The 16,482-nt window shown below is 63.9% G+C and carries 16 protein-coding genes; 9 read left to right on the forward strand and 7 right to left on the reverse strand.

Going from position 1 to position 16,482, the window contains the following annotated elements; all coding sequences use genetic code 11:
- Window positions 1-55: 55 nt before the first annotated feature.
- Both JY96_RS06065 and JY96_RS06070 read left to right on the forward strand, forming a co-directional pair.
- On the forward strand, window positions 56-970 hold the full coding sequence (locus JY96_RS06065) for a DUF2167 domain-containing protein (protein WP_035035825.1): 915 nt from the start codon (window positions 56-58) through the stop codon (window positions 968-970).
- Window positions 971-988: 18 nt separating this feature from the next.
- Entirely contained in the window at window positions 989-1,714 is a 726-nt protein-coding gene (locus JY96_RS06070; RefSeq protein ID WP_035041499.1) for a site-2 protease family protein, read from the forward strand.
- Window positions 1,715-1,750: 36 nt separating this feature from the next.
- On the opposite strand, the gene JY96_RS22015 is transcribed toward JY96_RS06070, so the two are convergent.
- The 3 genes from JY96_RS22015 to JY96_RS06085 all read right to left on the reverse strand — a co-directional run bounded on the left by JY96_RS22015 (window position 1,751) and on the right by JY96_RS06085 (window position 7,365).
- Window positions 1,751-3,094: a HAMP domain-containing sensor histidine kinase gene (locus JY96_RS22015; protein ID WP_052162195.1), complete on the reverse strand. Its 1,344-nt coding sequence runs from the start codon at window positions 3,092-3,094 to the stop codon at window positions 1,751-1,753.
- 112 nt (window positions 3,095-3,206) lie between these two features.
- Window positions 3,207-3,875 carry a DNA-binding response regulator gene (locus JY96_RS06080; RefSeq protein WP_035035828.1) on the reverse strand — a complete coding sequence of 223 codons (669 nt, stop codon included), beginning with the start codon at window positions 3,873-3,875 and terminating at the stop codon, window positions 3,207-3,209.
- Window positions 3,859-7,365, reverse strand: a complete 3,507-nt coding sequence (locus JY96_RS06085; protein WP_081961077.1) for an ATP-binding protein — start codon at window positions 7,363-7,365, stop codon at window positions 3,859-3,861. Before JY96_RS06085 ends, JY96_RS06080 begins: the two co-directional genes overlap by 17 nt.
- A 232-nt stretch (window positions 7,366-7,597) precedes the next feature.
- Here JY96_RS06085 and urtA point away from each other — a divergent pair, with 232 nt between their 5' ends.
- The 7 genes from urtA to JY96_RS06120 all read left to right on the forward strand — a co-directional run bounded on the left by urtA (window position 7,598) and on the right by JY96_RS06120 (window position 14,237).
- A complete protein-coding gene (gene urtA / locus JY96_RS06090; RefSeq protein ID WP_035035832.1) occupies window positions 7,598-8,851 on the forward strand; it encodes an urea ABC transporter substrate-binding protein in 1,254 nt (417 codons plus the stop codon).
- A gap of 148 nt (window positions 8,852-8,999) precedes the next feature.
- Entirely contained in the window at window positions 9,000-9,914 is a 915-nt protein-coding gene (gene urtB / locus JY96_RS06095) for an urea ABC transporter permease subunit UrtB (RefSeq protein WP_035035835.1), read from the forward strand.
- Between the two features lie 26 nt (window positions 9,915-9,940).
- Window positions 9,941-11,131, forward strand: a complete 1,191-nt coding sequence (urtC, locus tag JY96_RS06100) for an urea ABC transporter permease subunit UrtC (RefSeq protein ID WP_035035836.1) — start codon at window positions 9,941-9,943, stop codon at window positions 11,129-11,131.
- Window positions 11,132-11,162: 31 nt separating this feature from the next.
- Window positions 11,163-11,921 (forward strand): urea ABC transporter ATP-binding protein UrtD, encoded by a 759-nt coding sequence (gene urtD / locus JY96_RS06105; RefSeq protein WP_035035839.1) that lies wholly within the window; start codon window positions 11,163-11,165, stop codon window positions 11,919-11,921.
- Between the two features lie 11 nt (window positions 11,922-11,932).
- Window positions 11,933-12,622 carry an urea ABC transporter ATP-binding subunit UrtE gene (urtE, locus tag JY96_RS06110; protein WP_035035842.1) on the forward strand — a complete coding sequence of 230 codons (690 nt, stop codon included), beginning with the start codon at window positions 11,933-11,935 and terminating at the stop codon, window positions 12,620-12,622.
- A gap of 14 nt (window positions 12,623-12,636) precedes the next feature.
- Window positions 12,637-13,866, forward strand: a complete 1,230-nt coding sequence (gene fmdA, locus JY96_RS06115) for a formamidase (RefSeq protein ID WP_035035845.1) — start codon at window positions 12,637-12,639, stop codon at window positions 13,864-13,866.
- Window positions 13,867-13,883: 17 nt separating this feature from the next.
- A complete protein-coding gene (locus JY96_RS06120; protein ID WP_035035848.1) occupies window positions 13,884-14,237 on the forward strand; it encodes a zinc ribbon domain-containing protein in 354 nt (117 codons plus the stop codon).
- A gap of 20 nt (window positions 14,238-14,257) precedes the next feature.
- Here JY96_RS06120 and JY96_RS06125 read toward each other — a convergent pair whose 3' ends face one another.
- The 4 genes from JY96_RS06125 to JY96_RS06140 all read right to left on the reverse strand — a co-directional run bounded on the left by JY96_RS06125 (window position 14,258) and on the right by JY96_RS06140 (window position 16,441).
- Window positions 14,258-14,698, reverse strand: coding sequence for a CBS domain-containing protein (locus tag JY96_RS06125; RefSeq protein WP_035035850.1), 441 nt, complete (start codon window positions 14,696-14,698; stop codon window positions 14,258-14,260).
- A gap of 30 nt (window positions 14,699-14,728) precedes the next feature.
- Window positions 14,729-15,241 carry a hypothetical protein gene (locus JY96_RS06130; RefSeq protein ID WP_035041501.1) on the reverse strand — a complete coding sequence of 171 codons (513 nt, stop codon included), beginning with the start codon at window positions 15,239-15,241 and terminating at the stop codon, window positions 14,729-14,731.
- A gap of 102 nt (window positions 15,242-15,343) precedes the next feature.
- Complete coding sequence (locus JY96_RS06135; protein WP_035035852.1) at window positions 15,344-15,922, reverse strand: HD domain-containing protein; 579 nt, start codon at window positions 15,920-15,922, stop codon at window positions 15,344-15,346.
- 66 nt (window positions 15,923-15,988) lie between these two features.
- Entirely contained in the window at window positions 15,989-16,441 is a 453-nt protein-coding gene (locus JY96_RS06140; protein WP_035035854.1) for a hypothetical protein, read from the reverse strand.
- Window positions 16,442-16,482: the final 41 nt, after the last annotated feature.

Consider the following 16,482-nt stretch of genomic DNA (forward strand, 5'->3'; position numbering starts at 1 on the left):
GCTTGGCGGCTTTGTTGTGCTCGTACAAGTCGTACAGGGAAAGGGAGAGAAAAAAATGAAACACTGGATTCGCCAGGGGCTGGCCACACTGGCCATCATGGGTGCCGCGCTGTCCACCGCATGGGCCGAGGACGCGCCCAACCTGTCTCAACAGGAACAAGCCCACCGCGCTGCCGTCGAGGAAGCGGTCAAGACCATGCAGGGCGCCCAGATCAAGGGGCCCGCCGAGATCAAGCTGCGCGACCAGGCCGTGCTGAAACTGCCTGCAGGTTATGTCTGGGTGCCTGAACCGGCCGCAGGCCAGTTCATGAAGGCCGTGGGCAACCGCCCCGACGAGCGCGAACTGGGCCTGATCTTCCCGCAAGCCGAGGACCAGGACTGGATGGTCGTGGCCGAGTACGAGCCCGCCGGCTACATCAAGGACGATGACGCCAAGAACTGGAACGTGGACGACATGTTCAAGAGCCTCAAGGAAGGCACCGAAGCCTCCAACGAGGAACGCCGCAAGAACGGCTACCCCGAACTCGACATCCTGGGCTGGGTGGAAAAGCCCACCTACACGGAGGCCTCGCACCGGCTGGTGTGGTCCATGTCGGCCCGCCACAAGGGGGCCCCGGCCGATGCGCCCACCAGCATCAACTACAACACGTATGCACTGGGCCGCGAGGGCTACATCACGCTCAACCTGATCACCGCGCTGCAGGCCATCCCGCAAGACAAGGCCCATGCCCAGACCCTGCTGGCCGCGCTGGACTTCAATGAAGGCAAGCGTTATGCGGACTTCAACCAGTCCACCGACAAGGTGGCCGAGTACGGGCTGGCCGCGCTGGTGGGTGGCCTGGCCGCCAAGAAGCTGGGCATGTTCGCGCTGGCCGCCGGCTTCTTCGCCAAGTTCGCCAAGGTGATCCTGCTGGCCGGTGCCGGCGTGGCCGCCGCAGTTGGCAAGTTCTTCAAGCGCGACAAGGCCTGATCCTTCCTATTGCCCACCATGCTCAAGATCCTGTTTCTGCTGTTCAGCGGCCTGAAGTTCGGCAAGCTGCTCACCACGGGCGGCACCATGCTGATCTCGCTGGTCGTGTATGCCTTCATCTATGGCTGGAAGTACGCCGCCGGCTTCATCGCGCTGCTGTTCGTGCACGAGATGGGTCACTTCATCGCGGCCCGCCAGCGCGGCCTGAACGTGGGCGCACCCACCTTCATCCCCTTCATGGGCGCCTGGATCGAGATGAAGGACATGCCGCATGACGCCGAGACTGAAGCCTATGTGGGCCTGGGCGGCCCGCTGCTGGGCACGTTGGGGGCACTGGTCTGCTACTTCCTGGCACGCGACCTGGACCACAGCGGCAAGTGGCTGCTGGCCGTGGCCTATGCTGGCTTCTTCCTGAACCTGTTCAACCTGATCCCGCTGTCACCGCTGGATGGCGGGCGCATCACGGCGGTGCTGTCACCGCGCCTGTGGCTGCTGGGGGTGCCCGTGATGGGCTTTCTGTTGTGGCGCAACCCGCTCAACCCGGTGCTGATCATGATCGCCATCATGGCCATCCCGCAGGTGATGAAGGCCTGGCGCTTTCGGGCCGATGACCCGGCGCACGCGGGCTACTACGTGGCCTCCGCCGAAACCCGCCTGACCTACGCCACCGCCTACATCGGCCTGCTGGCCTTTCTGGCGGTGATGACGCACGACGTGCATGAGATGCTGGCCGTCGTGCGATGAGGTCGTGCCATAACGTCGTGGGATGAGGCCGGCCGCTCAGTTCGCGCTGATCGGCACCTCGAACCAGAACAGGCTGCCGCTGCCGGGCTGGCTGTCCACCCCGATGCTGCCGTTCATCATGTCGATGAGACGCTTGCAGATGGCCAGGCCCAGGCCGGAGCCGCCGTACTGACGGATGGTGCTGTCACTGGCCTTGTTGAAGGGCTGAAACAGCTGGCACAGTGCCTCATCAGGGATGCCGATGCCCGAGTCCTGCACTTCCACGTGCAGCGCCTGTTGCCCATCATCACGCTGCGTGGTGCGGCAACGAACGGCCACTTCACCTTGCGCCGTGAACTTCAGGGCATTGGCCAGCAGATTGAGCAGCACCTGCTTGACGCGCAAGGGGTCGCCCACGGCCTCGATCTCGTCACCGGAAAACTCGCGCACCAGGGTCACCCCTTTTTGCTCCGCGATGGACGACACCATGTCCACCGCTTCGTGCGCCAGCTGCACAGCATTGAAGCGCTGCTGATCCAGTCGCGTGGGGTGGGCCTCCAGGCGAGAGAAGTCCAGCACATCGTTGATGATCTGCAGCAAGGTGTTGCCGCAACGGTCGATCTGCTCGGCATACGTGGCCTGCTGCGCATTGAGCTCGGTGCGCTTGAGCAAGGTCGCAAAACCGAGGATGCCGTTGAGCGGTGTGCGCACCTCGTGGCTGATCTGCGCAAACAGGCGGGTGCGGTCCAGGCTGGACTGCTGCACCGCTTGCAACATGGCCTCCAGGCGCACGGCACGCCGCTCCAGCGACAGATTCTGGCTGTCGATCACGCGCTGGTTGGCATCGATCTCTTCGCCGAAGCGATCATAGGCACGGCGCACCACCACGCTGACCCCACCACCGATCAAGAGGAAGCACATCTGCATGAGGAACATGGGGTTGTCCTCGTCGCGCATCAGGGGCGTCAGCCAATGGAACTGGTGGTTCTGCCAGATCAGCACGGTGGCCACCATGGCGATGACCAGCCAGATCAGGCCATCGACCACGCCCATCACATGCGCCACGAACATGGGCCACCACACCAGCCACCACACGGCGGTGCTGGGCGACAGCCCCATCCACATCAAGGCGACGACCAGGCCAGCCAGGTTGCCCAACAGCATCAGGTGGCTGCACAGGCGGATGCGTGCCGGCGCCAGCCTGGATTTGAACAAGGGATAGAGCCCCAAAACCAGTGTGGCGGGCAAACCCAGTACAGCAGCGATGGGCCATTGGCCCAGATAAAAACCATAGGCGAGCGCGAACACGAAGTGCCCGGCCGCGGACACCAGAATCAATTCGCTGAAACGCCGGTATTTGACCCAGCCAGCGCCCCATTGCGCTGGAGGTGGTGATGCCATGTACTGCTCCTGTGGCCTCATCAACTGGTGTCTGCTGACACAAAGCGCAAGACTAACTCAAGCTGGCGCCATCTCGTCCCACGACTTGATGAGGGTTTGCGAGATGGCAAGCTCAAACAGAGATGGAACGCGTGGCCAGTGCCGCTGCGGCCGCGCGGGTCTCCACGCCCAGCTTCTCGAAGATGTGCTCCAGATGCTTGTTGACGGTGCGATGGCTCATGCCCAGGATGTCGGCGATGTCGCGGTTGGTCTTGCCCTTGGCCAGCCAGCCCAGCACCTCGGTTTCGCGCGGTGTCAGCGCCGCTTCGCTCAATCGATCAGGGCCGGATGCCGACGCAGCGCTCGTGGCCTTGCCATGCTGCATGACGCGAATGGCCTCGCGTGCCGCACGCGCATTGCGCACGTGCGTGGCCAGCCGCGCCAGCACTTCTTCAATGCGCACGGGCTTGACCACGTAGTCCACGCCGCCGGCCTCAAAGCCGGCCACCACATCGGCTGTCTCGGACAGGCCCGTCATGAAGATCACAGGGATCGCCGACCAGGCCGCGTGGTTCTTGATGCGCTGGCAAGTCTCGAACCCGGTGAGGCCGGGCATGACGCCGTCCATGAGGATGGCATCGGGTGTGACCACGTCCAGACGCGCCAGTGCCTGCTGGCCGTCGCGCGCCACGAGCACCGTGTAACCTTCATCGGCCAGCGCGTCACACAGCATACGCAAGGTATCGGGTGCATCATCCACCACCAGGACCGTGCCCTGGCTGGGCTCAAGCTTGGGGTTCATCCAGTGTGTCCTCTGCGAGATAAGGGGCGAGATACGAGACCATGGCGTCCAGATCGAACTGCTCCAGCAGCTCACGCAGCCTGCGCCAATGGTTGAGTTGATCGGGTGCGGCGCGGGTCCACTCATCGAGGGCCTCATGCAGGCCCTGTACGTGGCCCTTGCGCGCCAGACGGTCCAGTTCCCAGGCGGCATCGGCAGACACCGGTGAGGCGGCTTGCGCGAACAGGTCCAGCTGCGGCACGGTATCTGGTGGCTTGCTCTGAGCGTTGTATTCGGCACTGCATTCGGCGTTGTGCTCGGCGCCCGGCGCTGCGGGGTGGGTCGTGACCCAGCTCAGGCCCAGTTGCGCCGACAGGGTGTCCAGCAGTTCCGACTCCATCACGGGCTTGGCCACAAAGGCCTGGCATTGTGCGGCCGCCAGGTTCTCCGGCCGGTTCTCGAACACATTGGCCGACACCATGATGATGGGCACGTCAAGAAAGCCGGCCTGCCGGATGGCACGGGCCGTGCGCCAGCCGTCCATGTCATCCATGGTGATGTCCAGCAAGACCGCATCGGGGCAGTGCTCCTTGACGCTCTCCAGGCCCTCTTGCCCGCTGGCCGCTTCACGGATGTCAAAGCCCAGGGGCAGCAGCATGCCGGCCAGCATCTGGCGCTGGATGGGCTGGTCGTCCACCACCAGCAAGGTCTTGCGCGCGCCCTCGTAGCCCGTGACGGGGTGGTGCAACAAACGTGCGGCGCCCACACCGGACGCCAGCGCACGCGCCTCCGGCGGTGCGGCGATCTCGCGCAGGTACAGGCGCACGCTGAAGGTGCTGCCCTGCCCCATCACGCTTTGCACGCTGAGCTCGCCCCCCATCAGCTCGGTGAGCAGGTGGGTGATGGTCAGGCCCAGGCCCGTGCCCGGCTCGCTGCTGCGCCGCCCGCCACTGCCGCGCTCGAAGGGCAGGAAGATGCGCTCCAGATCCTGCGGTGCAATGCCGATGCCGGTGTCCAGCACCTCGAAGCGCAGCACCTCGCGGCGTGCATCCAGCACCAGGGTGATGCGGCCCTTCTCGGTGAAGCGCACGGCATTGCTCAGCAGGTTGAGCAGGATCTGGCGCAAGCGCTTGACATCAGCTTGCACCCAGGCGGGCACGCGGCCCCGCGTCTCCAGCTTGAAGCCCAGCCCCTTGGCTTCGGCCTGGGGCTGCACCATGCTGACCACGTCGTCCAGGAACTCGCGCAAGGGCACAGGTGCCGACTCCAGCCGCAGCCGGCCCGCTTCGATCCGGGCCAGGTCCAGCAGGCCATCGATCAAGCCCATGAGGTGCTCGCCGCTGCGCTGGATGGTGTTGAGCGCCGAGCGCTTCTTGCCGACTGCAGGCGCATCCTTCAACAAGATCTGCGCATAACCCAGGATGCTGTTGAGCGGTGTGCGCAGTTCGTGCGTCATGCCCGCCACGTAACGGGTCTTGGCCTGGTTGGCAGCCTCGGCCAGCTCCTTGGCCTGCTGCAAGGCCGCATCGGTGCGGCGGTGGGCGTCGATCTCGAGCTGCAGCAACTGGTTGTGCCGGTTGGAGTCGTCCTGCGCCATGCGCCGGCTCTCGGAGGCCAGCACCACCCACCAGGCGCACACGGCCGCAGCCAGCAGCATGAGTGCAAACACCTTGATGAAGGGGCCTTCGAGCCCGCCAGGCGCCAGGCTGCCGTCGGCCAAACTCGGGCGCACCACCCCTTCCTGGTAATAGACCACGCCCAGCACGAAGGCCAGCATGGCGGCGATCGACAGGAACACCACGAGGTAGTGCCCCACCCGGAAGTTGATTCGCCTCGACAGCTGCGTCGGCAGCACGGCCATCAGGCCATCCGAGACCTGCTCGGCCGCACGCGAACGCGTCTTGCAGCGGTCATGGCAGCGCGACTCCAGCGTGCAGCACAGCGAGCAAATGGGCGCGTCGTAGGCCGGGCAGGTGGCCATGTCCTCGGCCTCGAAGTGGTTCTCGCACACCGAGCAGCGCACCAGCTGGCCGGGCTTCCAGTGGGTTCTCGGCTGGCGCGCCAGGTAGTAACGCCCCTGCGTGGCCCAGGCCAGCAAAGGCGACATCACCAGCGCAATGCCCAGCGCGATGAACGAAGACCAGGCCACCAGGGCCTCACCCAGCAAGCCCGCGTGGGCCGATACGGCCAGCAAGGCCGCCGACAAGGTGGCGCCCAGCCCCACAGGGTTGAGGTCATACAGATGGGCGCGCTTGAACTCGATGCCCTTGGGTGACCAGCCCATGGGCTTGTTGACCATCAGGTCCGCCACCAGGGCCCCCACCCAGGCGATGGCCACATTGCTATAGAGCCCCAGCACACGCTCCAGCGCGCCGAACACACCCAGCGTCATCAGCAGCACGGCGATCAGCACATTGAAGACCAGCCACACCACCCGACCCGGATGGCTGTGCGTGAGCCGCGCAAAGAAGTTGGACCAGGCCAGCGAGCCCGCGTAGGCATTGGTCACGTTGATCTTGACCTGCGACACGATCACGAACAGCACGGTGGCACCCAGTACCCATTCGGGCGATGAGAACACCTCGCCGAAGCCCGCCAGGTACATCTGCGTGGGCTCGATGGCCTTGTCCACCGGCACCTCATGCTGCAAGGCCAGGAATGCCAGGAAGGCGCCGGCCAGCATCTTGAGCATGCCCGGCACCACCCAGCCCGGCCCGGCCACCAGCACGGCCGTCCACCAGCGCACGCGGTTCTCGCGGGTCTTCTCGGGCAGGAAGCGCAGGAAGTCCACCTGCTCGCCGATCTGCACGATCAAGGCGAAGGCCACGGTCGACGCCAGGCCGAACGCGGTCATGTCAAAGCCGTTGTGGCCCGTGCTGCGCCCCGTCAGGCCCGTGAAGGCCACATAGGCCTGCGGGTTCTTGAAGGCCACAAAGAGAAACGGGCAGACCCACAGCGTCAACCAAAGCGGCTGCGTCCACATCTGCAGCCGCGAGATCAGCGTCACGCCATGGGTGACCAGGGGAATGATGACCAGCGAGGACACCACATAACAAAGCGGCAAGGGCCAGTCGAACACCATCTGGATGGCCAGCGCCATGATGGCCGCCTCCAGCGCGAAGAAGATGAAGGTGAAGCTGGCGTAGATCAGCGAGGTCAGCGTCGAGCCCAGGTAGCCGAAGCCCGCACCGCGCGTGAGCAGGTCCATGTCGACGCCGTATTTGGCCGCGTAGTAGCTGATGGGCAGGCCGGTGAGGAAGGTGATCAGGCCCACCACCAGGATGGCCCACAGCGCATTGGTGAAACCGTAGTTCAGCGCAATGGCGCCGCCGATGGCTTCGAGCGCCAGGAAGGACACGGCGCCAAAGGCCGTGTTGGCCACGCGCAGCTCGCTCCACTTGCGAAAGGTGCGCGGCGTGTAGCGCAGGGCGTAGTCCTCCAGGGTTTCGTTGGCAACCCAGGAGTTGTATTCACGGCGAATGCGAAAGATCTTTTGCCGGGCTACGGACACGAACTGGCTCCGGATGAAGGGACGGCCACCCTTGTATGCAAGAAGCGATCCATGCGCGTTGCACGAGTCCTGCGTACGTCAACTACGTTAATTGACGTATTCATGGAAAACCCGCTCATCCGTACTGTTGCACCCAAGGCCGCGAGCAGCGGTGCCGGGTTCCCGCAGTATCCAGAGGACCTTGCACCAAAGCGCGGCATCGGCAACCCGTTTTTGTGCAAGGAGCCTTTTCATGTCGAAGTCCGAAAAAGATCTGTCCCTCAACCGCCGCCGCGTCCTGCAAGGCCTGGGTGCCGTCCCGCTGATGGGCGTCACCGGCCTGAGCTACGGCGCCGCACCCGCCACCTCGGCCGTCAACACGACCAAGCTGGCCGTGACCGACACCGAAGTGATCGTCGGTCAGCTGCACTCGGCCACGGGCACCATGGCCATTTCGGAAACCGGTTCGATCCAGGCCGAGCAGCTGGCCATCGACCAGATCAATGCCATGGGCGGTGTGCTGGGCCGCAAGATCAAGGTGATCAAGGAAGACGGCGCCTCCGACTGGCCCACGTTTGCCGAGAAGTCCAAGAAGCTGCTGGTCAACGACCGCGTGGCCTGCGTGTTCGGCTGCTGGACATCGGCCTCGCGCAAGGCCGTGCTGCCCATCTTCGAAAAGGAAAACGGCCTGCTGTACTACCCCACCTTCTATGAAGGCCTGGAGCAGTCCAAGAACGTGATCTACACGGGCCAGGAAGCCACGCAGCAGATCATCTGGGGCCTGGACTGGGGCGCCAAGGAGAAGAAGGCCAAGACTTTCTTCCTCGTGGGCTCGGACTACATCTGGCCGCGCACCTCGATGAAGATCGCACGCAAGCACATCGAGACGGTCGGCAAACTGGGCAAGGTGGTCGGCGAAGAGTACTACCCGCTGGGCAACACCAACTTCAACTCGCTGATCAACAAGATCAAGCTGGCCAAGCCCGATTGCATCTTCGCCGCCGTGGTGGGTGGCTCCAACGTGGCCTTCTACAAGCAACTCAAGGCCGCCGGCATCACCGGCGCCAAGCAGTTCCTGCTGACCTTGTCGGTGACCGAGGACGAAATGCTGGGCGTGGGCGGCGAGAACTTCGCCGGCTTCTACTCGTCGATGAAGTACTTCCAGTCGCTGCCCAACGACAACAACAAGAAGTTCGTCGAAGCCTTCAAGAAGGCCTATGGCCCGAAATCGGTGATCGGCGACGTGACCCAGGCCGGCTACCTCGGCCCCTGGTTGTGGAAGGCCGCCGTCGAGAGGGCCGGCAGCTTCGATGTGGACAAGGTCGTGGCCGCATCGCCTGGCATCGAGTTGAAGACCGCGCCCGAGGGCTACGTGAAGCTGCACGAGAACCACCACCTGTGGAGCCGTGCGCGCATTGCGCAGGGGCAGGCGGATGGGACCTTCAAGGTGGTGGCCGAGTCCAAGGACTTGATCGAACCCAACCCCTTCCCCAAGGGTTATCAATAAACCACCCCCTACGGCCTGACGGCCGCCCCCTCAAGGGGGCAACGCCAGCGGACCGGCGAAGCCGGATCCGCGGCGTTTGCTGGATCGGTTTCGTGTGGCGCGGAGATTGAGCGTGAGCGCGCGGTTGTGTTGTTGAAGGGGGTGCCCCATGTCTTTTGCAGAAATGATGAACATTGGCCTGATGCAGGGCTTTGCGGGCTTGAGCCTGTTCTCCGTCCTGCTGCTCATGGGCCTGGGCCTGGCAGTGATCTTTGGCCAGATGGGTGTGATCAACATGGCGCATGGCGAGTTCATGACCATTGGTGCCTACACCGTGTACATGGGCTCGACCCTGACCGAGAAGTACGCACCGAACCTGGTGCAGGCCTACTTCCCGTTTGCCATCGTGGCCGCCTTCCTGATCGCCTTTGGCGTGGGTTGGCTCACCGAATGGGCCTTGATCCGGCACCTGTACAAGCGCCCCTTGGACACCCTGCTGGCCACCTGGGGCCTGAGCCTGGGTCTGCAGCAGGTCTTTCGTACCGCCATCGGCCCCAAGGAGGTCAGCCCCACGCTGCCCGACTGGTTGATGGGTTCGTGGTCGCCCCATGAGGGCCTGGACATCCCCATCAATGGCATGTTCGTGATGGGCCTCACCGCCCTGGTCACCGTGCTGCTGATGATCGCGCTGTACAAGGCCCGCTGGGGTCTGCGTGTGCGCGCCACGGTGAGCAACCGCGTGATGGCCAACGCCATCGGCATCAACACCAAGAAGACCGACCGCCTGACCTTTGCGATTGGTTGCGGCATTGCCGGTGTGGCGGGTGCGGCCTTCACCACCATTGGCTCCACCGGCCCGACCAGCGGCTCGCTCTACATCGTGGACTCCTTCCTGGTGGTCACCTTCGGCGGCGCCGGCAGCCTCTTGGGCACGGTGGCATCGGCCTTCGGCATCGCCCAGACGCAATCGATCAGCGAGTTCTTCATGACGGGCTCGAACGCCAAGGTGCTCACGCTGCTGACGGTGGTCACCATCCTGATGCTGCGTCCGCAAGGCCTGTTCCCCTCGAAGGTCCGCAAGTAAGCCAACGGTTTGAAAGGAGTTTTTTCATGAGCAAGGTTCAAACCTGGATCGCACAGCAAAAGCTGGGCAGCATTGCGCTGCTGGCCCTGCTGCTGATCGTGGTCTTCCCCCTCACGCTGGACATCTTCCGGCTCAACCTGATCGGCAAGTACCTGACTTATGCCTTCGTGGCCTTGGGCCTGGTGATGCTGTGGGGCCACGCCGGCATCCTCAGCCTCGGTCAAGGCGTTTTCTTTGGCCTGGGTGGCTACATGATGGCCATGTTCCTCAAGCTGGAGGCCTCCGACCCCATCAGCACCAAGATCCAGTCCACACCCGGCATTCCCGACTTCATGGACTGGAACCAGCTCACCGCCCTGCCCTCCTGGTGGGTGCCGTTCAAGAGCCTGCCGCTGGCCCTGATCGCGGTGCTGGTGGTGCCCACGCTGCTGGCCTTCATCGTCAGCTTCGCCATGTTCAAGCGGCGCGTGGGCGGCGTGTACTTCGCCATCATCACGCAGGCGGTGGCCCTGATCCTGACGGTGCTGATCATCGGCCAGCAAGGCTACACCGGCGGTGTCAACGGCATCACGGACCTCAAGACGCTGCTGGGCTGGGACATCCGCACCGACCACGCCAAGTACATCCTGTACTACGTGTGCGTGGGCCTGCTGCTGGCCTCGGTGTTCCTGTGCCGCTGGGTGCAGTCCTCCAAGCTGGGCACGCTCTTGCTGGCCATGCGTGACAAGGAAGACCGCGTGCGCTTCTCCGGCTACGACGTGGCCATGTTCAAGGTCTTCGCCTTCTGCCTGGCCGCCATGCTGTCGGCGATTGGCGGGGCCATGTTCACGCTGCAGGTCGGCTTCATGTCGCCCTCCTTCGTGGGCATCGTGCCCTCCATCGAGATGGTGATCTTTGCCGCAGTGGGTGGCCGCATGAGCCTGGTCGGCTCGATCTACGGCGCGCTGCTGGTGAACTTCGGCAAGACCTACTTCTCGGAGAGCGCCCCCGATCTGTGGCTGTTCCTGATGTCGGGCCTGTTCATCGGCGTGACCATGGCCTTCCCCGACGGGCTGGCTGGCCTGGTGGAGCAAAAGCTCAAGCCCTGGTGGGCCAGGCGCCAGGCAGACCGTGCCGCGCAGGCCGAGCGCATCCAGGCGGCCCATGCGGCCTACCCCCAAGTGCTGCCGCCGGCTCAAGGCGCCATGCCGCACGGCATGAGCAGCCAGCAAGCGTGAACCGTTCAGCCTTTCAAGAAGGAGTCGCACCATGAGTGCCGCCGTCACCAAAGCCAAAGAGTTCGTTCTCTACATCGAAGACCTCACCGTGTCCTTTGATGGCTTCAAGGCCATCGACAGCCTGAACCTGTATGTCGACAAGAACGAGTTGCGCGTGATCATCGGCCCCAACGGGGCTGGCAAGACCACCCTGCTCGATCTGATCTGCGGCAAGACCAAGGCCAGCACCGGCAGCATCAAGTTCAAGGATGAAGAGCTGACGAAGAAGCCCGAGCACCAGATCGTGCGAGCCGGCGTGGGCCGCAAGTTCCAGACGCCCTCGATCTACGAGAACCTCAGCGTCTTCCAGAACCTGGAGGTGTCCTTCCCGAGAGGCCGTTCGGTGCTGGGCGCGCTGGGCTTCAAGTGCACCGACGAGGTCAAGGCCCGCGTGCAGGTCGTGGCCGAAGAGATCGGCCTGGCCGACAAGCTGGACACCGAAGCCGGCCTGCTCTCCCACGGGCAAAAGCAGTGGCTGGAGATCGGCATGCTGCTGATGCAGGAGCCCGAGCTGCTGATGCTGGACGAGCCCATTGCAGGCATGAGCGCCAAGGAGCGCGAGCAGACGGCCGAGCTGCTCAAGCGCATCTGCAAGAACCGCTCGATGATCGTGATCGAACACGACATGGCTTTCGTGGCGCAGATCGCCTCGAAGGTGACGGTGATGCACCAGGGAAAGATCCTGGCCGAGGGGACGATGGACCAGGTCCAGAACGACCCCAAGGTGATCGACGTTTATCTGGGTCACTGAGGAGACACACCATGCTGGAAGTCAAAGACCTGTTCGTGAGTTATGGCCAGAGCGAGGCGCTGCATGGCATCTCGTTCGAGGCCAACAAGAATGAAACCGTGGCCATCATGGGCCGTAATGGCATGGGCAAGACCACGCTGTTCAAGAGCCTGATGGGCGTGCTGCCCACCAAGTCTGGCGAGATCAGCGTGGCGGGCAACAGCGTTGTCAAGGACGAGAGCTACAAGCGCGTGGCCAAAGGCATCGCGTATGTGCCGCAGGGCCGCATGATCTTCCCGACCTTGACCGTGGAAGAAAACATCCAGACCGGCCTGGAGAACAGCAAGAGCAAGAAGATCCCCGACGAGATCTATGCGCTCTTCCCCGTGCTGTTCGACATGCGTGCGCGCAAGGGCGGCAACCTGTCGGGCGGGCAGCAGCAGCAACTGGCCATTGCACGCGCGCTGGTCACCGACCCCAAGGTGCTGCTGCTGGACGAGCCCACGGAAGGCATCCAGCCTTCGATCATCAAGGACATCGCCAAGGCGCTCAACGAAATCCGCAAGCTGCGCGAGATCACCATCGTCGTGTCCGAGCAGGTGCTGTCTTTTGCGATGGATGTGGCCGATCGGCTCTTCGTGATCGAAGGCGGCCGCCTGGTCCATGAAACAACCCGCGCCGATACCGATGCCGAGCGCATCAAAGCATACCTGTCCGTTTGATAAAGGAGCATGACATGGCTGACACCCTGATCAAGGTCGACCTGACCCAATCGCCCACCCTGAACGAAAACATCCACAACCGCTGGCACCCCGACATTCCCATGGCCTGCTGGGTCAACCCTGGCGATGAGTTCATCCTGGAGACCTTCGACTGGACCGGCGGCTTCATCAAGAACAACGACTCGGCCGATGACGTGCGCGACATCGACCTCACCACCGTGCACTACCTCAGCGGCCCGGTGGGCGTGAAGGGTGCCGAGCCCGGCGACCTGCTGGTGGTCGACCTGCTGGACATCGGTGCCAAGCAAGACTCGCTGTGGGGCTTCAACGGCTTCTTCAGCAAGCAAAACGGTGGCGGCTTCCTGACCGAACACTTCCCACTGGCCCAGAAATCAATCTGGGACATCCACGGCATGTTCACCAAGAGCCGCCACGTGCCCGGTGTCAGCTATGCCGGCCTGATCCACCCCGGCCTCATCGGTTGCCTGCCCGACCACAAGATGCTCGAAGCCTGGAACACCCGCGAGCAGGAGCTGATCGACTCGAACCCCGGCGTCACCGGCCTGGCCAACCCGCCGTTTGCCGGCACCGCCCACATGGGCAAGCTCACGGGCGAAGCCAAGGACAAGGCCGCCGCCACGGCCGCCCGTACCGTGCCCCCGCGCGAACACGGCGGCAACTGCGACATCAAGGACCTGTCGCGCGGCTCCAAGGTCTACTTCCCTGTGTATGTGGATGGCGCCGGCCTCTCCGTGGGTGACCTGCACTTCTCGCAAGGCGATGGCGAGATCACCTTCTGCGGCGCCATCGAGATGGCCGGCTGGGTGCACATGAAGGTCACGCTGATCAAGGGCGGCATGGCCAAGTACGGCATCAAGAACCCGATCTTCAAGCCCAGCCCGATCAAGCCGGTCTACAACGACTACCTGATCTTCGAAGGCATCTCGGTGGACGAGCAAGGCAAGCAGCTCTACCTGGACGTGAACGTGGCCTACCGCCAGGCCTGCCTCAACGCCATCGAGTACCTCAAGAAGTTCGGCTACAGCGGCGCACAGGCCTACTCCATCCTGGGCACGGCACCGGTGCAGGGCCACATCAGCGGCGTGGTGGACGTGCCCAATGCCTGCGCCACCTTGTGGCTGCCCACCGAGATCTTCGACTTCGACATCAACCCGACCGCGGTCGGCCCCACGAAGTTCCTGGACGGCAGCATCGACATGCCGATCTCGCCGGACGTCAAGTAAGCAACAGGAGCACGCGCATGCCCACCTATGACTACGCGTGCCCGAGCTGCGGGGGCTTCGATGCCCTGCGCAGCCTGGCGCAACGCAATGACCCTTGCGCCTGCCCGGACTGCGGCACGGACTCGCCTCGCGTGTTCGTGAGCGCACCCCGCCTGGCCTGCGTGAGCAGCCAGACCCGCACGGCCATGGAAACGAATGAGCGCGCGCAACACGCGCCCATGTCATCCAAGGAATACGGAGGCTACCAGCGGCTCAAGCACCCGTCGGGTTGCGGCTGCTGCTCGCCGGGGGCCAAGCGCAGTGCCACGGTCAAGGCGGCCAATGGCAGCAAGATGTTCCCGTCCAAGCGCCCCTGGATGATCAGCCACTGAGCGAGGCCCCATCGGGCCACTCAGGCACGCGCCCCCGTGATGTAGTGCTCCAGTTGCTCGATGATGAACTTCTGCTCGGAGATGATGCCTTTGACCAGGTCACCGATGGAGACCATGCCCAGCAGCTTGCCATCGTCCATCACAGGCAGGTGGCGCAGGCGGTTTTCCGTCATCAGGGCCATGCACTCGTCGCTGGTCTGGTTCGGCCGCACATACATCACGGCCATGGTCATGATCTCGCGCACCTCCGTCTCCCTGGACAAGCGGGACATGAGGGCGATCTTGCGCGCATAGTCGCGCTCGGTGACGATGCCGACCACCTGGCCGGACTCCATCACCAGCAGCGCGCCGATGCCTTTGTCAGCCATCAGCACCAGTGCGTCGTACACGGAGGCCGTGGGCGCGATGGTGTAGACGGTCTGGCTTTGTTTGCCTCTGAGAACTTCTGCAACGGTGGTCACGGCGTGCTCCAGTGAGAACGCTGCACGCCATCAAGGGAAAGCTGGCACGTTGGGCTCATGCCCCTCGAAGTCGGCTTCCGGGTTGCTGGCATTCAGCAGGGCCTCGATCTCCCTGACCCGATGATGCGGAACGTCCGCCATCAACAGGATCTTGCCGTGTGCCAGCGCGGGTGCAAAACGCGCGAGGCGGCGACTGGGGATCGACGCCCCGATCATGCTCGCAGTCCAGGCGCCAAACAAGGCCCCCGACGCGGCCAGCAGGCCGACCAAAACAGGCTTGCTCGCTTCCGCCAGCATGGGCGACACCGCGAATATGGCGCCCGAGGCCGCGCCCAGCGCCGCACCGATGCACAGCCCTCGTTGCGCGGAGCCGACCAGATCGGACGATTGCAGCGGGCTGGCCTTGTGCAGGCTGCCCAGGTCCGTGCCCTCACGGGCGTGGAAATGCAGGTGGCGGTGCTCGATGCGGGCCAGTAACAACTCGTCCATCGCACGGCGCGCACTCGCCAGGTCGGGCAACAGCCAGTAGATCCTGTGGCGCATGGTGACCTCCTGTCGGCGCAAGCCAAAAGGTGCCACGCCGCAACCCGCTTCTACGCCTGCCATCCCCTGCCGGCAAGCATAGCCATGCGCGGCCCAGGGTGGCTATTTGTCCAGTGCCGCCTTGTAGACCGACTGCCGTGGCGAAGCCATCACGCGCCGCACCATGGGCTCGAAAAAACTCAGGGGCAGGATCTCGGCCTGGGCGTCAAACGCGGGGTTGTCATAGCGCTCCACAAAGGTGGCGGTGTGCGCGTAATGCGGGTGGTCCTTGAACTGGTCGCGCATGTGGCGGTCCAGCCCGATGTGGTGGAAGAAGTTGTAGCCCTGGAAGATGCCGTGGTGCTGCACCATCCAGTGGTTGGCTTCACTGACAAAGGGTTTGAGAATGGCCGCCGCGATGTCCGGGTGGTTGTAGGTGCCCAGCGTGTCGCCGATGTCGTGCAGCAGCGCGCACACCACGTACTCTTCGTCACGCCCATCGCGGTGGGCCAGCGTGGCCGACTGCAGGCAGTGGCTGAGGCGGTCAATCGGGAAGCCACCAAAATCGCCGTCCAGCAACTGCAAGTGCGCCAGCACACGGTCAGGCAAGCCACGCGCCATCTTCATGGCCTCCGGCATGATGAGTGCCCAGTCGGCCTGGGTGCTGTCGTCCATTCTGGTGAAGGTGGCGCGTGCGCTCATGAGGGTCTCCTTGGTGTAGGCCTGATGGCATCTTAAGCCGCGGACCTCACGCGTGCTGCCATGGGCTCACCGCCCGATGATCCGGTCCATCTGCTGGTCCTTCAGCGAGGGCTCGTTGGGGTTGGGGCGTCCGACCAGCATGTCTCGCACATTGGGCTGGCTGCCGGTCTCGGATGCGGGTGAGGTGCTGGGCCGCTGGCCCTTGACCACGGTGACCGAACCGCCGCCAAGCGCCTGCTCGGCGCCCGGCTTCTCGCAAGGGGCATCGGTGTAGATCACGCTGGCGCCCACCTTGCATTTGTGGATGCCGGAAGTGGCCTTGCGCGAGACTTGCTGAGGAGCCGCCTCTTCAGCCGGGGCCGCTCCGGCCGATGGGGCTGAATCGTTGTCGAACTTGATGGCGGGCGCTGGCGTATCCCCCTGGCCCAGGCGGCTCAAGGCGCCGGACGCCCGGTACTTCCAGGCCAGCACGAGCCCAAAGGCCAGCAGCACCGCCAGCAGGTATTTTTTTGCAAACATGACGCGGTTCTCCCTTTTTTGAAACCGCGACAGCTTAACGG

It is taken from the genome of Aquabacterium sp. NJ1 (genome assembly GCF_000768065.1).
Classification (GTDB): domain Bacteria; phylum Pseudomonadota; class Gammaproteobacteria; order Burkholderiales; family Burkholderiaceae_C; genus Aquabacterium.

Coding starts and splice junctions, on each gene's coding strand:
- urtC (WP_035035836.1), top strand. CDS start 9,941: ATGAGCAAGGTTCAAACCTGGATCGCACAGCAAAAGCTGGGCAGCATT.
- JY96_RS06070 (WP_035041499.1), top strand. CDS start 989: ATGCTCAAGATCCTGTTTCTGCTGTTCAGCGGCCTGAAGTTCGGCAAG.
- JY96_RS06130 (WP_035041501.1), bottom strand. CDS start 15,241: ATGCGCCACAGGATCTACTGGCTGTTGCCCGACCTGGCGAGTGCGCGC.
- urtD (WP_035035839.1), top strand. CDS start 11,163: ATGAGTGCCGCCGTCACCAAAGCCAAAGAGTTCGTTCTCTACATCGAA.
- JY96_RS06135 (WP_035035852.1), bottom strand. CDS start 15,922: ATGAGCGCACGCGCCACCTTCACCAGAATGGACGACAGCACCCAGGCC.
- JY96_RS06120 (WP_035035848.1), top strand. CDS start 13,884: ATGCCCACCTATGACTACGCGTGCCCGAGCTGCGGGGGCTTCGATGCC.
- JY96_RS06080 (WP_035035828.1), bottom strand. CDS start 3,875: ATGAACCCCAAGCTTGAGCCCAGCCAGGGCACGGTCCTGGTGGTGGAT.
- JY96_RS06140 (WP_035035854.1), bottom strand. CDS start 16,441: ATGTTTGCAAAAAAATACCTGCTGGCGGTGCTGCTGGCCTTTGGGCTC.
- urtA (WP_035035832.1), top strand. CDS start 7,598: ATGTCGAAGTCCGAAAAAGATCTGTCCCTCAACCGCCGCCGCGTCCTG.
- urtE (WP_035035842.1), top strand. CDS start 11,933: ATGCTGGAAGTCAAAGACCTGTTCGTGAGTTATGGCCAGAGCGAGGCG.
- fmdA (WP_035035845.1), top strand. CDS start 12,637: ATGGCTGACACCCTGATCAAGGTCGACCTGACCCAATCGCCCACCCTG.
- JY96_RS22015 (WP_052162195.1), bottom strand. CDS start 3,094: ATGGCATCACCACCTCCAGCGCAATGGGGCGCTGGCTGGGTCAAATAC.
- JY96_RS06065 (WP_035035825.1), top strand. CDS start 56: ATGAAACACTGGATTCGCCAGGGGCTGGCCACACTGGCCATCATGGGT.
- urtB (WP_035035835.1), top strand. CDS start 9,000: ATGTCTTTTGCAGAAATGATGAACATTGGCCTGATGCAGGGCTTTGCG.